16 protein-coding genes and 1 pseudogene are annotated in these 16844 nt (G+C 69.8%); 6 read left to right on the top strand and 11 right to left on the bottom strand.

What is annotated here, in order from left to right:
- Positions 1–4: 4 nt before the first annotated feature.
- The 4 genes from rhaI to ABD830_RS30760 all read right to left on the bottom strand — a co-directional run bounded on the left by rhaI (position 5) and on the right by ABD830_RS30760 (position 6345).
- Positions 5–1162, bottom strand: coding sequence for an L-rhamnose isomerase (gene rhaI / locus ABD830_RS30775; RefSeq protein WP_344994965.1), 1158 nt, complete (start codon positions 1160–1162; stop codon positions 5–7).
- Positions 1163–1173: 11 nt separating this feature from the next.
- Positions 1174–1491 carry an L-rhamnose mutarotase gene (locus ABD830_RS30770; protein ID WP_344994963.1) on the bottom strand — a complete coding sequence of 106 codons (318 nt, stop codon included), beginning with the start codon at positions 1489–1491 and terminating at the stop codon, positions 1174–1176.
- Positions 1492–1649: 158 nt separating this feature from the next.
- The gene (locus ABD830_RS30765) at positions 1650–4346 is read right to left on the bottom strand and encodes an exo-rhamnogalacturonan lyase family protein (RefSeq protein WP_344994960.1); all 2697 of its coding nucleotides are present in this window, start codon (positions 4344–4346) and stop codon (positions 1650–1652) included.
- A 67-nt stretch (positions 4347–4413) separates the two neighbouring features.
- A complete protein-coding gene (locus ABD830_RS30760) occupies positions 4414–6345 on the bottom strand; it encodes a beta-galactosidase (RefSeq protein ID WP_344994958.1) in 1932 nt (643 codons plus the stop codon).
- Positions 6346–6683: 338 nt separating this feature from the next.
- On the opposite strand from ABD830_RS30760, the gene ABD830_RS30755 reads away from it, so the two are divergent.
- From ABD830_RS30755 to ABD830_RS30745, 3 genes are read left to right on the top strand one after another with little or no spacing between them, the layout of a single operon-like run.
- Positions 6684–7685: a LacI family DNA-binding transcriptional regulator gene (locus ABD830_RS30755; RefSeq protein WP_344994955.1), complete on the top strand. Its 1002-nt coding sequence runs from the start codon at positions 6684–6686 to the stop codon at positions 7683–7685.
- Positions 7682–9100 carry a rhamnulokinase gene (locus ABD830_RS30750; protein WP_344994952.1) on the top strand — a complete coding sequence of 473 codons (1419 nt, stop codon included), beginning with the start codon at positions 7682–7684 and terminating at the stop codon, positions 9098–9100. The genes ABD830_RS30755 and ABD830_RS30750 overlap by 4 nt, the downstream gene beginning before the upstream one ends.
- Positions 9101–9145: 45 nt before the next feature.
- Positions 9146–9658 carry an SET domain-containing protein gene (locus ABD830_RS30745; RefSeq protein ID WP_344994949.1) on the top strand — a complete coding sequence of 171 codons (513 nt, stop codon included), beginning with the start codon at positions 9146–9148 and terminating at the stop codon, positions 9656–9658.
- Positions 9659–9673: 15 nt separating this feature from the next.
- On the opposite strand, the gene ABD830_RS30740 is transcribed toward ABD830_RS30745, so the two are convergent.
- Entirely contained in the window at positions 9674–10450 is a 777-nt protein-coding gene (locus tag ABD830_RS30740; protein ID WP_344994946.1) for a nucleotidyltransferase family protein, read from the bottom strand.
- A gap of 93 nt (positions 10451–10543) precedes the next feature.
- Between ABD830_RS30740 and ABD830_RS30735 the strand changes: the two genes are divergently transcribed.
- Positions 10544–11407 carry a class I SAM-dependent methyltransferase gene (locus ABD830_RS30735; RefSeq protein ID WP_344994944.1) on the top strand — a complete coding sequence of 288 codons (864 nt, stop codon included), beginning with the start codon at positions 10544–10546 and terminating at the stop codon, positions 11405–11407.
- 4 nt (positions 11408–11411) lie between these two features.
- Here ABD830_RS30735 and ABD830_RS30730 read toward each other — a convergent pair whose 3' ends face one another.
- Positions 11412–11555, bottom strand: a complete 144-nt coding sequence (locus ABD830_RS30730) for a hypothetical protein (RefSeq protein WP_344994941.1) — start codon at positions 11553–11555, stop codon at positions 11412–11414.
- A gap of 121 nt (positions 11556–11676) precedes the next feature.
- Here ABD830_RS30730 and ABD830_RS30725 point away from each other — a divergent pair, with 121 nt between their 5' ends.
- Complete coding sequence (locus tag ABD830_RS30725) at positions 11677–12114, top strand: nuclear transport factor 2 family protein (RefSeq protein ID WP_344994939.1); 438 nt, start codon at positions 11677–11679, stop codon at positions 12112–12114.
- Between the two features lie 26 nt (positions 12115–12140).
- On the opposite strand, the gene ABD830_RS30720 is transcribed toward ABD830_RS30725, so the two are convergent.
- Positions 12141–12704, bottom strand: coding sequence for a dihydrofolate reductase family protein (locus ABD830_RS30720; protein ID WP_344994936.1), 564 nt, complete (start codon positions 12702–12704; stop codon positions 12141–12143).
- Positions 12705–12917: 213 nt separating this feature from the next.
- Between ABD830_RS30720 and ABD830_RS30715 the strand changes: the two genes are divergently transcribed.
- Entirely contained in the window at positions 12918–13454 is a 537-nt protein-coding gene (locus ABD830_RS30715; RefSeq protein WP_344994934.1) for an NUDIX hydrolase family protein, read from the top strand.
- Positions 13455–13957: 503 nt separating this feature from the next.
- Here ABD830_RS30715 and ABD830_RS30710 read toward each other — a convergent pair.
- The 4 genes and pseudogenes from ABD830_RS30710 to ABD830_RS30695 all read right to left on the bottom strand — a co-directional run bounded on the left by ABD830_RS30710 (position 13958) and on the right by ABD830_RS30695 (position 16774).
- Positions 13958–14497: an RNA-guided endonuclease TnpB family protein gene (locus tag ABD830_RS30710; RefSeq protein WP_344996026.1), complete on the bottom strand. Its 540-nt coding sequence runs from the start codon at positions 14495–14497 to the stop codon at positions 13958–13960.
- Positions 14494–15159, bottom strand: coding sequence for a helix-turn-helix domain-containing protein (locus tag ABD830_RS30705; RefSeq protein WP_344994932.1), 666 nt, complete (start codon positions 15157–15159; stop codon positions 14494–14496). The genes ABD830_RS30710 and ABD830_RS30705 overlap by 4 nt, the downstream gene beginning before the upstream one ends.
- A pseudogene (locus ABD830_RS30700) lies at positions 15156–15729 on the bottom strand (IS607 family transposase). The gene ABD830_RS30705 and the pseudogene ABD830_RS30700 overlap by 4 nt, the downstream one beginning before the upstream one ends.
- 160 nt (positions 15730–15889) lie before the next feature.
- A complete protein-coding gene (locus ABD830_RS30695) occupies positions 15890–16774 on the bottom strand; it encodes a MurR/RpiR family transcriptional regulator (protein ID WP_344994929.1) in 885 nt (294 codons plus the stop codon).
- Positions 16775–16844: the final 70 nt, after the last annotated feature.

Genomic DNA, 16844 nt, shown 5'->3' with positions numbered 1-16844 from the left:
TTGCTCAGGCCCCCCAGCCGGCCTGGTTGCCGCCGACGCGCTCGGCGGCGATCTTCTCGAAATATCCGGACTTGGCGTACGCGGCCATCGGGTCGGGCGCGAGGCCCGACTCCTCACGCAGCTCGGCGAGGAGCGGCCGCACGTCGGTGTTGAAGGCGTCCATGAACACGGCGTTCGCGCCCAGCACGTCGCCCTCGGACTGGGCGGTGGCCAGCGCCTCGCGGTCCACGAGCAGGGCCTTGGCGGTGGCCTCCTGGACGTTCATGACCGAGCGGATCTGGCCCGGGATCTTGGGCTCGATGTTGTGGCACTGGTCCAGCATGAACGCCACCCCGGTCTCGGGGTCGAGGCCGCCGCCGCGTACCACCTCGAACATGATGCGGAACAGCTGGAACGGGTCCGCCGCCCCCACCATGAGGTCGTCGTCGGCGTAGAAGCGGGAGTTGAAGTCGAACCCGCCGAGCTTTCCTTCGCGGAGGAGGAAGGCGACGATGAACTCGATGTTGGTGCCCGGCGCGTGGTGCCCGGTATCCACCACGACCTGCGCCTTGGGGCCGAGCTTGACGCAGTGGGCGTACGCGGTGCCCCAGTCGGGCACGTCGGTGGCATAGAAGGCGGGCTCGAAGAGCTTGTACTCCAGCAGGAAGCGCTGGCCCTCGCCGAGCCGGTCGTACACCTCGGCCAGCGACTCGGCCAGGCGGTCCTGGCGGGCCCTGATGTCGTCCTGGCCCGGGTAGTTGATGCCGTCCGAGAACCAGAGCTTGAGCGTGTCGGAGCCGGTGGCGTCCATGATGTCCACGCACTCCAGCAGGTGGTCGGTCGCCTTGCGGCGCACCCGCGCGGAGGGGTTGGTGACGCTGCCGAGCATGTAGTCGTCGTCCTGGAAGACGTTGGAGTTGATGGCTCCGATGCCCACTCCCAGGTCACGGGCGTGCCTGGCCAGGTCGGCGTAGTCGTCCACCTTGTCCCACGGGATGTGCAGGGCGACCGTGGGGGCGATGCCGGTGAAGGCGTGCACCTGGGCGGCGTCGGCAAGCTTCTCGTACGGGTCGCGCGGCACACCCTGCTGCGTGAACACCTTGAACCTCGTGCCGCTGTTGCCGTACGCCCAGGACGGCGTCTCGATGTGCTGCGCCCGCAGCGCGGCCTTGATGTCAGTCATTACTCCCCCGTTCAGTCCAGGTGGAAAACTTCGTCCAGCGGGTGCATGCCCTCGTCGGGCCGCCCGTCGAGGCTCTCGAAGAACGGCGCCATCTCGGCCTGCCAGCGGGCGTTGACCTCGGTCTCGGCCATCGCCTTCTTGGCGGCCTCGAAGTCCTCGGTCTCCAGGTAGCCGACGAGGAGGCCGTCGTCTCTGAGGAAGAGCGAGTAGTTGTGCCAGCCGGTACACGCGAGCGCCTCTCGCATCTCCGGCCAGACGTCTCGGTGGCGTTCGCGGTACTCCGCCAGCCGCTCTGGGCGGACTTTCAGCAGGAAGCAGACGCGTTGCACTGACACTCCCTTCAAAACGTTTTAATCCTTCGTGCAGGAAACTATGATTCCTGGTGCTCGCTGTCAATGCGCCGCCGGGTCGGCCGCGACCGGCCCGGCGCGCCGCATCGATGACACGTTTTAATCCCGATCTTGGCCCGGGAGCGCCAGGCGCCGGGTCATGTGGGGAGTTTGTCGCCGACGAGGGCGAGGTTCTGGATGGCGGCCAGGCCGTACAGGGCCGTGGTGTTGGTGGAGACCCAGGACGCCTCGTCCGTCGGGTTGAGCGTCGTCGTGACCTTCTCCGACTTCCACGGCAGGGAGGGCGCGTACCCGTCCCCCGTGGCGAACTCCGTCCAGGCTCGGGACGCGAGGTCGTCGCGCTTGAGCCGGACCGCCGCGTACGCCGTCAGCCTGGAGTGCCCCTGCTTGAGTATGAGGTTGCCGAAGTCGGCGCCCGTCTCGGCGGCCTGCTCGGCCTTGGTGGCGTTGAACAGGCGGCAGTACTGGAGCCAGGCCCGCTCGAAGTCGGGCATGTCCACGAGGTCGATGAGCTCGGCGCAGATCTCGACCTGGCCGAACATGGCCGACAGATGCGACACCGACACCTTGCGGGCGGCCGGGGCGAACTCGCCGGTGTTGATGTTGTAGAGGCCCTCCCCGGTGACGAAGCCGTTGGGCATCGCGGCGATGGTCCGCATGGTGGCCTTGAGCTTCTTCTCCGCCACCGGGTCCCCGCCGCGTTCCCATTCGGTCAGCCAGGCGGCGGCCAGGCCGCTCCAGTCGGTGCCCAGCCCGATCGCGAGGGCCGTGGGGTCCGGCGTGTACGGCTCCGTGCGGATCTTGCGGAGCGGGTCGATGGCCAGGAACGTCTTGTCGGAGTCCACCAGCGCCCGCATGAGGTCCCCGGTGCGCTCGTCGGCCGTCAGGAAGTAGAAGAACCGGCGGTAGACGGCGGTCGAGATGCGCTGCTGCTTGGCGCTGCACCCCCAGTGCTGCACGTTGTGCCTGCTGCCGAGCCCGGCCCACGGCCCGAGGTGGTAGACGTCCACCTCGCCGGTGTGCCGGGTCATCGCCTCCGCGAACCTGAAGATGTCGGAGCGTCCCGAGCGCAGGTACGCGTACCAGAGCCACAGGTCCGGCGACAGCTCCGAGTTGTCCCAGGCGTAGCCCCCGACGTCGTAGCGCCACACATGCCGGTCCTCGTCGAAGGTGTGCATGATGTCGCCATAGTCCCAGAAGCCGTACCAGTGACGCTGCTCGACCTGCTTCCTGTAGTAGTCGAAGAGGAAGTCGAGATGGTCCTCGACGGTCTTCTGCTGCGGCGTCGAGCGGTCGACCGGGCTGAACAGGCCGCCGAACACCTTGGCCACCGCCAGGTGCGCGGGCGGCGCGACGATCAGCGGCGGCGTGCGCACGGCGTCCGCCATCGCCCCGAGCCGGGCGGCGTCAGGGGTGGCGGCCAGCGCCCAGAACGTCAGCTCCGTGGTGCGCGCGATGCCGAGGGGCGTGCCGAAGCCCGGCTCGTAGTCCTCGTACGTGATGTTGAGGCCCTCGAGCTGCTCCGGGTACGTGTCCTGGCCCATGCCGTCGTGGTAGAAGCGGGTGTCCATCGGCCCGGCCTCCGGCGACCAGAGCCAGACCGTGACCTCGGCCTCCTCCGAAGCGGCGCCCCTGATGTCGAGCTGGGTGGGGTGACGCTGCCAGAAGTCGCGCATGCCGAACGCGAGGCCGCCGCTCGCCCCGCCGGCGTACCCGAAGCCGGAGGCCCGCCTGCCCTGGTCGACGGCGACCCAGCCGTACCCCTTCCTGGTGCGCTTCTTGAGCGTGAAGCCCTCCGAGGAGAGCTGGGCGAGCGTGTAGTCGCCCCAGTCGGGGATGAGGTGGACGCGGCTGCTGACGCGGGTGTCCCAGGTGGCGATGTCCGGCAGCCGCTGCCCGGCCACCTGCGCCTTGCGCACGGCCGCGCCCGGGTCGCGGCGCAGGCCCGTGATGCCCTTGACGGCCTCGGCGAGCAGGCCGTGCCCGTCACCGACGAACCGGATGTGCCGGTTGTACGGCTCGTCCCGCATGGGGACGCGGAAGCGCACGCCCAGCCCGGCGATGAAGTCGTGCTGCCCGTCGCGGTCGAACACGAACGTGTGGACCATCCGCACGTTCTCCGCCCCGGCGTAGAAGTAGAGCCGGATCGTGAACGGCAGCCACGACCTGCCCTTCTTCGAGGTGTGGCGGCCCTCGACGCGGACGACCGCGCGCACCGGGCCGGACTGCTCGACCTCCACCTTGGAGATGTCGCTGAGGTAGGAGTCGATCTCGACGGTCCGGTCGTCACCGTCGTCGATCTTGCCCTGCCGGAGGCTGACGAGCTGTCCCTTGCGGGCGATCTCGGTCTCGCCGCGCCAGATCTGGCTGATCAGCTCGCTGCCGCTCTTGCGTACGCGGGCGCGGATCACGCCGGTGTCCACGTCCACGTACTGCTTCTCGTCCTTGACCGTGACCGGCCTGGCGGGGGCAGCTGCCGTACCCGCCCGCAGCGTGTACTTCTCCGCCGCGGGCGTCCCCGGGCCGAGCGCGTGGGCCGTCCACTTCAGCGTCCCGTCCGGCCAGTACGCCAGCGGCCACGTCTGCACCGGCACGGCCGTGCCGTCGGCCGCCGTGAGCGCGAACGCCTGCTCCTTGGCCACCGCGCCCTTGGGCCACGGCACACCCCAGGTGGTGCCGGGGACCTCGGCGGGCTTGTCCTCGAGCCAGCGCAGGGTGACGTCGGGGGTAGCCAGGGCGGCCACGGCCGGCGAGTCCAGCACCGAAGCCAGTGGGACGGCGGCTCCGGCCGCGGCTAACCCCTTCAACGCGTCGCGTCGTGATATTTCGGACATGGTGCTGTACCTCCGTGGTGAGACTGGGGGGTGACGGGGTGGTACCGCTTGCCGATGGCTCAGTGCGTCACGTGGGGATCACGCGCACGTCGCCCGCCGCCACCGTGACGGGCTCGCCCCCGGGCGGGGTCACGACGGCGTCCTCGCCGGTGTGGTTGATGGCGAACAGGTAGGAGCGGCCGTCCGAGTGCGAGCGTTGTACGACCTCCACCCCTGCGGGGGCGTCGGCGGCGGGCCCGACCCCGGCCTCGGCCGCGACGGCGGCGATGACCTCGGCCAGACCGTCGTCGTCGAGCCTGGTGGTGAGATAGTGCGCGAACCCCTCGCCCCACTCGTTGCGGGTCCAGGCGGGCTCACCGGTGGCGTACGTGTCGAGCACCTTCGCGCCGGTGGCCTGCGCCACCTCGCTCCACACGCTCCCCGACCACCCCGAGGCCAGCCGGATCGGCCCGTCGAGCGGGAAGAACTCCTCGACGCTCACCCCCAGCAGGTCGCGCCACGCCCCGGGGTAGCCCCCGAGCCGCACCCGGTCGTGCTCGTCGACGATCCCGCTGTACGGGCCCACGAGCGCGACCCCGCCCCGTTCCACGAACCGGACGAGGTTGGCCGCCCCCGCGTCGCTCACCAGGTAGAGCGCGGGCACCAGCACCAGGCGGTAGCCGGTCAGGTCACCCTCCGGGTGGGCCAGGTCGCAGGTGACGCCGGCCCGCCAGAGTGCGGCGTGCCAGCGTTTGGCCTCCTCCACCGGGTCCATCTCGGTGCTGGGCTGTGCGGGGTGGTCCTGGGCCCACACGCTGGAGTGGTCGACGAGGATCGCGACGTCGGCCTGGACCGTGCTGCCCGTCACGCCCTCCAGCCCGGCCAGCTCGGCGCCGAGCGCGCGCACCTCGCGCCAGACCTTGGTGTTCGTGCCCGCGTGGGGCACCATCGCCGAGTGCCACTTCTCCGCGCCCGCGCGGGAGGCCCGCCACTGGAAGAACATGATCCCGTCCGCTCCCCTGGCCAGGTGGGACAGGGAGTTGCGGCGCAGCTCGCCGGGCTTCTTGGCGAGGTTGCGCGGCTGCTGCCAGTTGACCGCGCTGGTCGAGTGCTCCATCAGCAGCCAGGGCCGGCCGCCGTTGAGCGAGCGGGCGTAGTCGGCGGCGAAGGCCAGGTCGATGTGCGGCTCCGCGCGGGCGCCGATCAGGTAGTGGTCGGTGGAGATGACGTCCATCTCGGCGGCGAAGGCCCAGCAGTCCATGTCCCAGTGCGCGCCCGCCATCAGGTTCGTGGTCGCGGGCACGTCGGGGGTGATCTTCCTGAGCAGGTCGCGCTCGGCGGTGTAGAGCTCGATCAGCGCGTCGGAGCTGAAGCGCCGGTAGTCGAGCTGCTGGCCCGGGTTCGGGAAGGTGGGGGTGGCGCGCGGCGGCAGGATCTGGGCCCACTCGCTGTAGCGCTGGGACCAGAACGCGGTGCCCCACGCCTCGTTGAGCGCGTCGAGCGAGGAGTAGTGCGAGCGCAGCCAGGCGCGGAAGGCCGCGGCCGAGGTGTCGCAGTAGCAGCGCGCGTTGTGGCAGCCGTACTCGTTGTGCACGTGCCACAGGGCCAGCGCCGGGTGGTCGCGGTAGCGCGTGGCCATCTGCTCGGCGACGCGCAGCGCCTTCTCGCGGTAGATCGGCGAGCTGGGGCAGAAGCCCTGTCTGCTGCCGTGGTACAGCCGCCGCCCGTCGGCGTCCACCGGCAGCGCCTCCGGGTAGGTGTCCCCGAACCAGGGCGGCGGCGCGGCGGTCGGCGTGGCCAGGTTGGCCTTGATCCCGTTCGCGGCCAGCAGGTCCATCACGCGGTCGAACCAGCCGAACTCGAACACGCCCTCCACCGGCTCGAGCAGCGACCAGGAGAAGATGCCGACGCTGACCCGGTTGACGCCGGCCTCGCGCATCAGCGCGACATCCTGCTCCCACGTCTCCTCGGGCCACTGCTCGGGACTCCAGTCCCCACCGTAGGCGATGACGTCCGGCATGAAGCCTGCCTTTCGATTAACTGTTAGCGCTCACAGCGTGTCACGCCTGCGTTCACCGGGATTAAAACGTTCCTCAACAGCGTCGCACAAGGCCTTTCCTGGTGCCGCCAGCGGGTTCGCGCTGATCAACCAGGGTGATTGCCCAGGCAGACAGGGCGAATCGAGGGGCTACCCGTGATGTCGCTGTTACTTGAACGTTATGAAACAAGGGGACTTGCGCGCACATACGAAGGCGGATACAAACGTTTTACTAACTGCGCCGCACCGAGACAGGCTGATCGGGGCTCCACCCCTGCACGACTGGCACAAACATGGTTTGTACGTTTTAATAGACCCTCATGGCCCTGGTCAGCATCAAGGACGTCGCCGCGCATGCCGGCGTCTCCCCAGGCACGGTCTCCAACGTACTCAACCGGCCCGGCAAAGTCGCCCCCGCCACCCGGGAGCGGGTGGAGGCGGCGATCAGCGAGCTGGGGTTCGTCCGCCACGGCTCGGCCTCGACGCTGCGCGCCGGGCACAGCAGGACGATCGGCCTGAGCGTGATCGACATCGGCAACCCATTCTTCACCGAGGTCGCGGCCGGGGTCGAGGACGTGGCCAGCGAGCTGGGCTACGCGGTGATCCTGGGCAACTCGGCGGGCTCGCAGGACAAGGAGGACCGCAACCTGCGGGTGCTGGCCGAGCACCGGGTGCGCGGGGTGCTGATCACGCCGTCCGGTGAGGACCCCGGCCGGCTCGACCGGCTGCGCGAGCGCGGCATCAGCGTGGTGCTGGTCGACCATCCGGCGCACCGGCCCGACCAGTGCGCGGTGGCCGTGGACGACGTCGCCGGCGGCCGGGCCGCCGTCACCCACCTGCTGGCCAAGGGCGCGCGCAGCGTCGCCTACGTGACGGGGCCGCTGACGATCAGGCAGTGCGTCGAGCGCCGGGAGGGCGCGAAGGGCGCGATGCGGGCGGCCGGGCTCGACCCCGACGACCTGAAGGTCGCCGAGGCCGCCACGATGACGGCCCGCGCGGGCGAGAAGGCCGCCGCCGACCTGATCGCGGGCGGCCTGCCCGAGGCCGTGTTCTGCGCCAACGACCTGCTCGCGCTCGGCGTGCTGCGCGCGCTGCTGCGGTCCGGGGTGCGGGTTCCTGAGGACGTGGCGCTGATGGGGTACGACGACATCGACTTCGCCGCCGCCTCCACCGTGTCGCTCAGCTCGATGCGGCAGCCGACGTACCAGCTCGGCCGGATCGCCACCGAGCTGCTGCTGGACGAGTGCGACAACCCGGACACGCACGCGCACCAGCACATCATGTTCCAGCCGGAGCTCGTCGCCAGGGAGTCCACTGAATGAGCCGCCGTTTCGCCGCCGTCGACCTCGGAGCCTCCAGCGGCCGGGTGATGCTGGCCGATCTGTCCGACGGCCTGGAGCTGACCGAGGTCCGCCGCTTCCCCAACGGGCCGATCGACCAGGCGGGCCGCCTCTACTGGAACATCACCGAGCTCTACGAAGAGATCATCGCCGGCCTGCGCGACGCGGGCCCGGTGTCGTCCATCGGCGTGGACTCGTGGGCGGTCGACTACGGGCTGCTCGACGAGGCGTACCGGCTGCTGGGCAACCCGGTGCACTACCGCGACGACCGCACGCGAGGGGTGTCCGAGCGGGTGGCCGAGCAGGTCGGGGCGGAAGCGCTTTACGACGTGTCCGGGCTGCAGGTGCTGCCGTTCAACACGATCTACCAGCTGCTGGCCGACGACCGGCTCGGCGAGGCTGAGACGATGCTGCTGATCCCCGACCTGATCGGCTACTGGCTCACCGGCGAGGTGGGCGCTGAGGTGACCAACGCCTCCACGACGGGGCTGCTCGACGTGCGCACCAGGTCGTGGGCGTTCCCCCTGATCGAGCAGCTCGGGCTGCCCGCCGGGCTCTTCCCGCCGCTGCGGCAGCCCGGCGAGGCGGTCGGCAAGCTGCGGCGGCACGTGGCCGACGTGGTCGGCGGCTGGTCCGCGCCCGTCATGGCGGTGGGCTCGCACGACACCGCCTCGGCCGTGGCCGCCGTTCCCGCGTCCGGTTCCGCGTTCGCCTACATCTCGTGCGGCACCTGGTCGCTGGCCGGGGTGGAGCTGCCGGAGCCGGTGCTGACGCCCGAGAGCCGGGCCGCGAACTTCACCAACGAGGCGGGCATCGACGGCACCGTCCGCTATCTGCGCAACGTCATGGGGCTGTGGCTGCTGCAGGAGTGCCTGCGCGCCTGGCCCGGCTCCGACCTGGGCGAGCTGCTGAAGGCCGCGGCGGGCGAACGGCCGTTCACGGCCGTGGTGAACCCGGACGAGCCCGCGTTCCTGCCCCCCGGTGACATGCCGGCCAGAATCGCCGCCGAGTGCCGCCGCACCGGCCAGGAGCCTCCGTCGTCCCCGGCCGCGTACGTGCGGTGCGTGCTGGAGAGCCTGGCGCTCGGGCACCGGCTGGCGGTGCGGCAGGCGATAGAGCTGTCGGGGCGCGACGTGGAGGTCGTCCACCTGGTGGGCGGCGGCTCGCGTAACGAGCTGCTGTGCCAGCTGACCGCCGACGCCTGCGGGCTGCCGGTGGTGGCCGGGCCCGGAGAGGCGACCGCGCTCGGCAACGTGCTCGTGCAGGCACGGGCGGCAGGTCTCGTCTCGGATCTGGAGGAGATGCGCGCGCTGGTCGCCTCCTCCCAGCCGCTGCGCCGCTACGAGCCGTCCGGCGACTCCCAGGCGTGGGCAGAGGCGGCCGCGCGCATCCTCTGATCTCCCGCTCCAATCTGCGGGTTTCGCCTCTTGAGAGGACGTCCCATGATGAGCTGGACTTACCCGACGGAATGCTGGCTCACCCCGAGCGCTCAGCCCCGGCTCTCTCCGATCGACGGCACCGGCCTGTTCGCCATCGAGCAGATCCGCCAGGACGAGGTCGTGATGCGGTTCGGCGGACGGATCATCAGCGACGAGGCTCTGACGCGCCTCACACCGCCCTACAGCAGCCTTACCGTCGAGGAAGGCGTCCACCTGCTTCTCGACCCCGCCCACCCGGTGCGCTACGGCAACCATTCCTGCGATCCCAACCTCTGGCACCGCGACGCGACAACGGTGATCGCACGACGCGACATCGGCCCAGGCGAGGAACTCACCATCGACTACGCCACGCTCACCGGCGTCGAAGCCTGGTCGATGGCCTGCCGTTGTGACTCGCCTTCCTGCCGTCGCGTCGTCACCGGGGACGACTGGCGACTGTCACGACTGCAGGCCGCCTACGGCACCCACTGGAGCCCGCCCCTACTCGAACGCATCAAAGCCGCCGCGCCTGAGTGAGCGGCGGGAGGCGGGTCAGGGCGTCGTGTCCTTCATGCGGAAGGCAGCCAGTTCCTTGGCGGCCTCGTTCAGGTCCTTGGCCGTGTCGATGGCTCGCCAGTACACCCCTTGCGGCAACTCGTAACCCGCCAGGCGGCGCTCGCGGGCAAGGCGGGGGAACGTGCTTCGCTCGTGGTCGCCGAGATCCGGGAGCATCGAGGTGAACGAGGCGGAGAAGACGTAGACGCCGGCATTCACCGGATAGGGCGACGGCGGAGCCTCGACGAAGTCCAGGACGTTGCCGAAACGGTCGACGTCGACGGTCCCCCAGGGGAGTCGAGGGCGGGCCAGGGCAAGGGTGGCATGGGCGTCACGCGCATGGTGGAAGTCCGCCATGGCGCGCAGGCTGAAGCGGGTCCAGATGTCGCCGTTGGTGGCGTACCAGGGCTCGCTCGGGCGGGGTAGCGAGGCGGCGGCGAACTTCAGCCCGCCACCGCGTCCGAGCGCCTCGGCCTCGACCACGGGGATCGCCTTGAGCGGCAGGTGTGCCGTGCTCAGCCAGTCGAGCACCACCTCGGAGAGGTAGCCGCAGGAGATGACGGCGTCGGTGACTCCCTCCGCCGCCAGCCATTCCAGCTGGTGGCCGATGATGGGAAGACCGGTGCCCGGGATCTCGACCATCGGCTTGGGCCGGGTGTCGGTGTAGGGGCGCAGGCGTGATCCGTGCCCGCCGGCGAGGATTACGGCCTGGGTCACCGGCCGCGATACCAGCGGCGACTCACCAGCGGACGGAATGAGATCGTCGGAAGTCATGTCCGCAATCTAGACGCGGACGAGCCCGGCACCGAATCTGCCCGGCGGTTTATTGGATGGCTCGGACCCGGCCGTGTTCCTTACTGTTCCCGCATGCCCTCTTACGTTCATCCGCTGGCCTGGCTCCTGGCGCTTGAAGGCGTGGCACTGCTGCGTGCACAGGCCGGTGATCTCGGCGACGAGGAGTACGTGGCTCGGCGGATCGCCGAGATCCGCAGGCTGACCGCCGACCGGGACCTGGCGCTGAGCGCGGGAGCCGTCGTCGGCCACGTCTCCACGGTGGAGGGATACGCGCAGTGGGCCGATCGGTACGACTCCGAGGAGAACCCGCTGATCGCCGCGGAGGAGCCGCCGGTCCGGCGCATCCTCACCACCCTGCCGCCGGGCCGGGCACTGGACGCCGCGTGCGGCACCGGAAGGCACGCCGCGTTCCTGGCCGGGCTGGGGCACGAGGTCGTCGGAGTGGACTCGTCGGCGCAAATGCTCGCCCTGGCCCGGGCCAAGACGCCGAACGGCACGTTTCACCAGGCGGACCTCCACGACCTGCCGGTGGAGTCCGCGAGCTTCGACCTGGTGGTCTGCTCGCTGGCACTGACCCACCAGCCGGCTCTTGGGCCGGCACTGCGCGAGTTCGCCCGGGTGACCCGACCCGGCGGCCACATCGTGCTGTCGGACATTCACGTGCTCTCGCTCTACCTGGGCGGCGTGGCCATGGTGGGCGGGTCGGACGGCGGCCTCCGGGCGATGCCGGCCGGCCGCTTCCTGGCCGGCGACTACATCGCCGCGATCCACGGGGCCGGGCTGGAGATCGTGGCCTGCCACGAACCCAGGTGGGGCGAGGTGCCCGGCGGGCACGGCGGCCCGCTCGCCCAGCAATGGTGCCCCGAGGCGGCCGCGGCCGCCTACCACGACACCCCCGCCCTGATCATCTGGCATCTCCGCCGCCCCCACCGCTGAGATCTCAGCCTGAACGTGCCGGCCACTTCACCATGATCGGCAAGGGTTGCCCGGCCAACGCGGTGATGTCCGCCAGCTGGGCCGAGCCCGTGACCGGAGCAATCTGGAAGGCCGTGGCATCGTCCACGGCCTTCCAGAGCATGTCCATCTGATCCGCACCGGACGCACCTCATGCGCGGGCCGATTACGTCGGAGGTAATCGCCGCGGTATAGGAGGCGCTGGCAAGGTGGGTTCGTCCAATCCGGTTGTGGGTCTGAGGAGGCCGGCCATGTCGGTAGTCGCCACGTCCATGAGCACGCGTGCCGTGGTGGAGGAGTTGCTGCGCCGGATCGGTGAAGGCGACCCGGAACAGATCGCTGAGATGTACGCCGAGCACAGCGACTGGAAGCTGGACTGGCCCGAGGCGGAGCACGGCCGCACCGCCACACCGTGGATCCGGCACCGGTCCAGCCGTGCTGATGCTGCTGCCCACTACCGGGAGATCGCCGAGCACCACGTTCCTGAGCAGGTGGACACTCAGGTTGAGCGCATTCTGGTCGACGGTGATGACGCGGTCGTTCTGGGTGAGATCCGGCAGACTGCCCGATCCACCGGGCGCGCCTATCGCGCCCGGTTCGCCTTGCACCTCAGCGTCGAGAACGGCCTCGTCACACGGCACCACGTCTATGAAGACAGTCTTGCCGTCGCCCAGGCCTTCGCACACTGATCGTCATGTGCATGTCGGCTGCTGGATCAGCGGTGTCGACGGTACCGCAGATATACGACCCCGCTGCCGGAGGCGGTGCTTGAGACCAGGTCGAGCTGGTAGGACTGGGGGACGCCGTCGAACAGCCGAGTGCCCTCGCCTGCAATGTAGGGGAACATGCTCAGCCGGAGCTCGTCGATCAGGTCGAGCCGCATGAGCGACCGCCAGAGGCTGACGCCGCCCCAGACCACGATGTGGCCGTCGCCGCCCAGCCTGAGCTTGTCGATCTCTTCTGCCGTGTCGCCGGCGGCGATCGTGGTGTTGGCCCAGTCGGCCGTCTTCAGGGACCGGGAGAAGACGACCTTGCGCCCGGCGGTCAGGATGCCGGAGAACGGGTGATCGGTGGCCGTCGTCATCCCCTCGGCGATTCCCTCGTAGGCGGTGCGACCCATGACGTGCGCGTACGCGCTCTGGAGAAAGTCGAGGTGCGCCGGGTCGTCAGGCTGACGGTTCTCGGGCAGGTCGAAGCAGAACTTCCAGAACTCGGTGCCCTCGTCGGCGAGAAGGCCGTCGAGGGAGTAGTTGAACACTGTCGCTATCAGCTTCCGCATGATCGAATCTCCGTGGTCTCGGATCCTCTGGGGACCGTGCTTGCTGGGTGGGACGTGCATGTCCCGGGTCGCAGCGCTCGCGTCGCCGCGGCGTCTGTGGCCTGTCGCCAGTGCTTCAGACACCGATGCCGGCCGGAAATCATCGGTGCCCGGTCAATCGACCGGCTGCGGTCAGGTACCGGGGCGCGGGCCCCGGGGACGTACGATCGGCAGATGACCGAAAAGACCGAAACCACGCCTGGGTGGCTCTCGCCGGAAGAACTCGAATCGGTGCGGGGACAGCTGCCGATCCTCTACGTCGACGCCGTGCCGGTGCGGGTCGACGACACCGGCGTGGTCACCCGCGTCGGCCTGCTGCTGCGCATCTTGTCGGACGGCACGGTCAGCCGGGCGCTGGTCTCGGGGCGGGTGCTCCACCACGAGCGCATCCGCGACGCGCTCCTGCGCCACCTTGAGAAGGATCTCGGGCCCGTGGCGCTTCCGCGCATCCCCGCCTCGCCGCAGCCGTTCACCGTGGCCGAGTACTTCCCCACTCCGGGGGTGACCCCGTACCACGATCCGCGCCAGCACGCGGTCTCCCTGGCCTACATCGTGCCGGTGGCGGGTGACTGCCGGCCCCGGCAGGACGCCCTTGACCTGGAGTGGTTCACGCCTGAGGACGCCGTGTCGCCGTCGGTGCAGCAGGAGATGTCGGGCGGGCACGGCGTGCTGGTGAAGCAGGCCCTCGCCCACGTGGGCCGCCTGCCCTGACGCGGAAGTCATGCGGGCGGCCGTCGGCCGTGAACCGGGCGCGGGCCGTGATCAGGACCGCGCCCGGGAGCGGAAAGCCCACGGTGATCGACGTTCCCGGGTCCACCACCGGCACGGTGCGGGCCCGCGCGGCGGCGGGCTTCAGCGGCTCCTTCCGCAGCCCGCCGCGAAGCGCGAACGTGTATCCCGTCAGGCCGTTACTGATTCCGTAGTTGGACAGCAGCAATCCCGCCCTTTCGAGCGGGAAGGTCCGTGACATCACCAAAGCATGAGCGCTTCGGCTTGACGACGGTCTCTCGTTTCCTTCCCACGCTGGGCGGGGATTGCGCCACCTGCCCGCCCCGGCCCGGCCGTGCGGCCAGGCCGGGTGGCGCGGGTCTTCTGGTCGGCTCCACGAGGCTTCAACACCGCGCTGGTGTCCTGGTCTCCGGCCACTCCGGTACCAGTCGTGCAGTGCGCCGCCACAGCGGCGAGGTTGCGCGCTGCGTTCTCGTCCCGATCCATCACCAAGGGCACTCGTCGCAGTCGAAGGTGCGGACGTGCAGCGGCAGCTTGGCTTTCACCGCGCCGCAGTCCGAACAGGTCTTGGAAGAAGGATGCCAGCGATCGGCCACGACGATCCGGCCACCGTGCCAGACGGTTTTGTAGGTGAGCTGGCGGCGGATCTCCCCAAACCCGGCATCGGCGACCCGCCGCGCCAGCCGCCGGTTCTTCAGCATCCCGGCCACGTTGAGGTCCTCGACCACGACCGTGCCGTAGTCGCCGGCAAGGCGGGTGGTGAATTTGTGCAACGCGTCGGCGCGCAGGTTGGCCACCCGATGCTGTACCCGGTTACGCTCAGCGTTGGCTCTCTCCCACCGCCTCGACGGCCGGCGGCCGGTACGCCGATCAGGGCCCTGCCGGCGGGAGACCCGCCGCGACAGCCGCCTGAGCAGCTCCAACGCCTCGTCCAGATGCTTCGGGTTCGGCTCGTATCGGACCTCGCCCGCGGTATCGGCGGTGACCGCCAGATGCGTGACGCCGAGATCAACGCCCACCGTCAGGCCGGGTCGGGCCGGAGCCTGTGCCTGACGTTCGGCTTCGACCTGGAAGGAGAGAACCAGTGGCCCCTCTCGTGCCGGACGGTCGCCGACAGGACGCGCGCCGTCCCGGCCTGCAGACGGGCGAGCAGCTTGCCGGTGGGCTCGTGGGTGCGGATCGTGCCTAGCCGGGGCAGCGTGACGTGCTTGCCGTCCGGCTCGATGCGGACCGTACCGGTGGTGAACCGGCAGGCGAGCCGGGCCTTGCGCTTCGACTTGCGACGGGGCATCCCCATGCGCGCGCCCTTGCGCTTGCCGTTCTTCGACGTGGCGTAGTTGTCGAACGCCGCCGCCGCATTGGCCAGGCCGGTGTTGTATGCCTCTTTGGAGTTGTCCCGCCACCACGACGCAAAACGCGGGTCGGTGTGCTTGACCTTGTTGAACGCCTTGCGTAGCGCGGGAAGCGACCAGGGTCGCCACGGCGTCAACTCAGCTGGGGGAACGCCGTAGGTCTGCTCGGCCTGACGTTGCCACCAAGCGGCGCTCACCCAGGACACCGCCCAGTTGAATGCAGCACGCGCGGCACCGCAATGGGAGCGCAGCGCCCGCTGTTGGCCGGCGTTCGGATCCAGGGCGAACCGGTATGCCTGCACCACACAACCAGGCCGCGGCTTGAACTTCTTCACTGGGCCGTCCCGCCGGTCGCGGCGGACACGGCCAGTTCGGCACGGCGTCTGGCCGAACGGCGCCCGTACAGGCGGGCACACAGACAAGTGAGCACCTCGGTCACGTCGCGTACAAGGTCATCGGTGCTCTCATCGGAGTTGAGGACGACCAGGCGGCGGCCTGTCGCGGCCAGAGCCGCTTGCAGGTGCTCGACGCCGAAGTGGGCCAGCCGGTCACGGTGCTCGAGCACGATCACGGCCGCGGACGGGTCGGCGAGGATACGGTGCAGCTTGCGGCGTCGGCTGCTCAGCCCTGACCCGATCTCTTTGACGATCTCGCCTACCGCCAGACCGGCCGCGTTCGCACCCTGCACCACGCGAACGGCCTGCCGGTCCAGGTCGCCGTTCTGGTCACCGGAAGAGACCCGGCAGTAGGCGACCACCCGGCCCCGGGGAAGCCGGGGTTTCTTCCACGATCCACGTGCCGGAGGGCGCCTGGCGGACCGGGACCGGCATCTTGCCGGCCTCCACCCACCGCCAGGCGGTCTGATAGCTCACGCCCTGCTGGCGCGCCCACTCCGAAAGCTTCACGCTCCGAGTATATTCGACTACAAAAAGCTATGCATGCCCATGTTCGCGGAGCAGATGCAATGCCAACCCTCCAGCGTCGTGTTGGCCCGTTACCTCCAGCTCATGGGCTCACAAGGTAGAGACAGCCCGTGAACCCCAGGTGAATCCCGCCTGTGAACCTCTACCCGCGTTTGTGGACGACGCGTTCGTGCACGACCGCGTACGTGTTGCGCAGCGCCGCCATCGACTCGTCGTAGGACGCCTGCGCGACCCCCGTGAACAGGCAGTCGACCACCATGAGCTGCGCGATGCGGCTGCCCAGCGCGCCCGAGCGGAACTTCGTCTCCCTGGCGGCCGTCGTGAGCACCACGTCGGCCGCGCGGGCCAGCGGCGAGTCGCGGAAGTTTGTGATCGCCACGGTGGCGGCGCCGGACTTGCGGGCGATCGACAGGAACTCGACGCTGTCCACGGTGGCGCCGGTGTGCGAGACGGCCACGGCCACGCAGGCGGAGTCGAGCGTGGCCGCCGACGTCCAGGCCGAGTGGGAGTCGTGCCAGTTGATGGCGGTACGGCCGATGCGCGACAGCTTCTGCTGCAGGTCGAGCCCCACGAGAGAGCTCGCGCCCACGCCGAAGCTGTCGATCCTGCGCGCGCCCAGCAGCAGCGAGACGGCGGCGGCGAGCGCCTCCATGTCCAGTGCGCGGGCCGTGTCGGCGATGGACAGCGTCTCGTTCATCGCCACCTTGGAGACGATGCCCTCCAGGCTGTCGTCGCGGTCGATGTCGCCGGACGCCTCCGGCAGGCTCGACGTGGTCAGCTCCTCGCGCGCCACGGCCCTGGCCAGGTCGATCCTGAGGTCCTTGTAGTGGGCGTACCCCATGCGCTGGTAGAAGCGCACCACCGAGGTCGTCGAGGTCGCGCAGCGGGCGGCCAGCTCGGCGATGGACAGGTTGGCCGCGCCGGCGGGGTCGCCGACGAACTCCTCCGCGATCCGCCGCTCCGACGGCCGCAGCGCGGGCATGGCGGCCCGGATGCGGATCAGTATGGTGCCGTCGTCCTCGGCCATCCCCGCCCATCCCCGCAAAGGAAAAGAAAGTACCTCGGTGGTAAGGTCTGCGTAATTTTATGACCCACAC

Origin of the sequence: Nonomuraea helvata (assembly GCF_039535785.1) — a bacterium.
Lineage (GTDB): Bacteria > Actinomycetota > Actinomycetes > Streptosporangiales > Streptosporangiaceae > Nonomuraea > Nonomuraea helvata.
The sequence above is the reverse complement of the archived record's forward strand: the minus strand, read 5'-3'. Positions and strand labels throughout refer to the sequence as shown.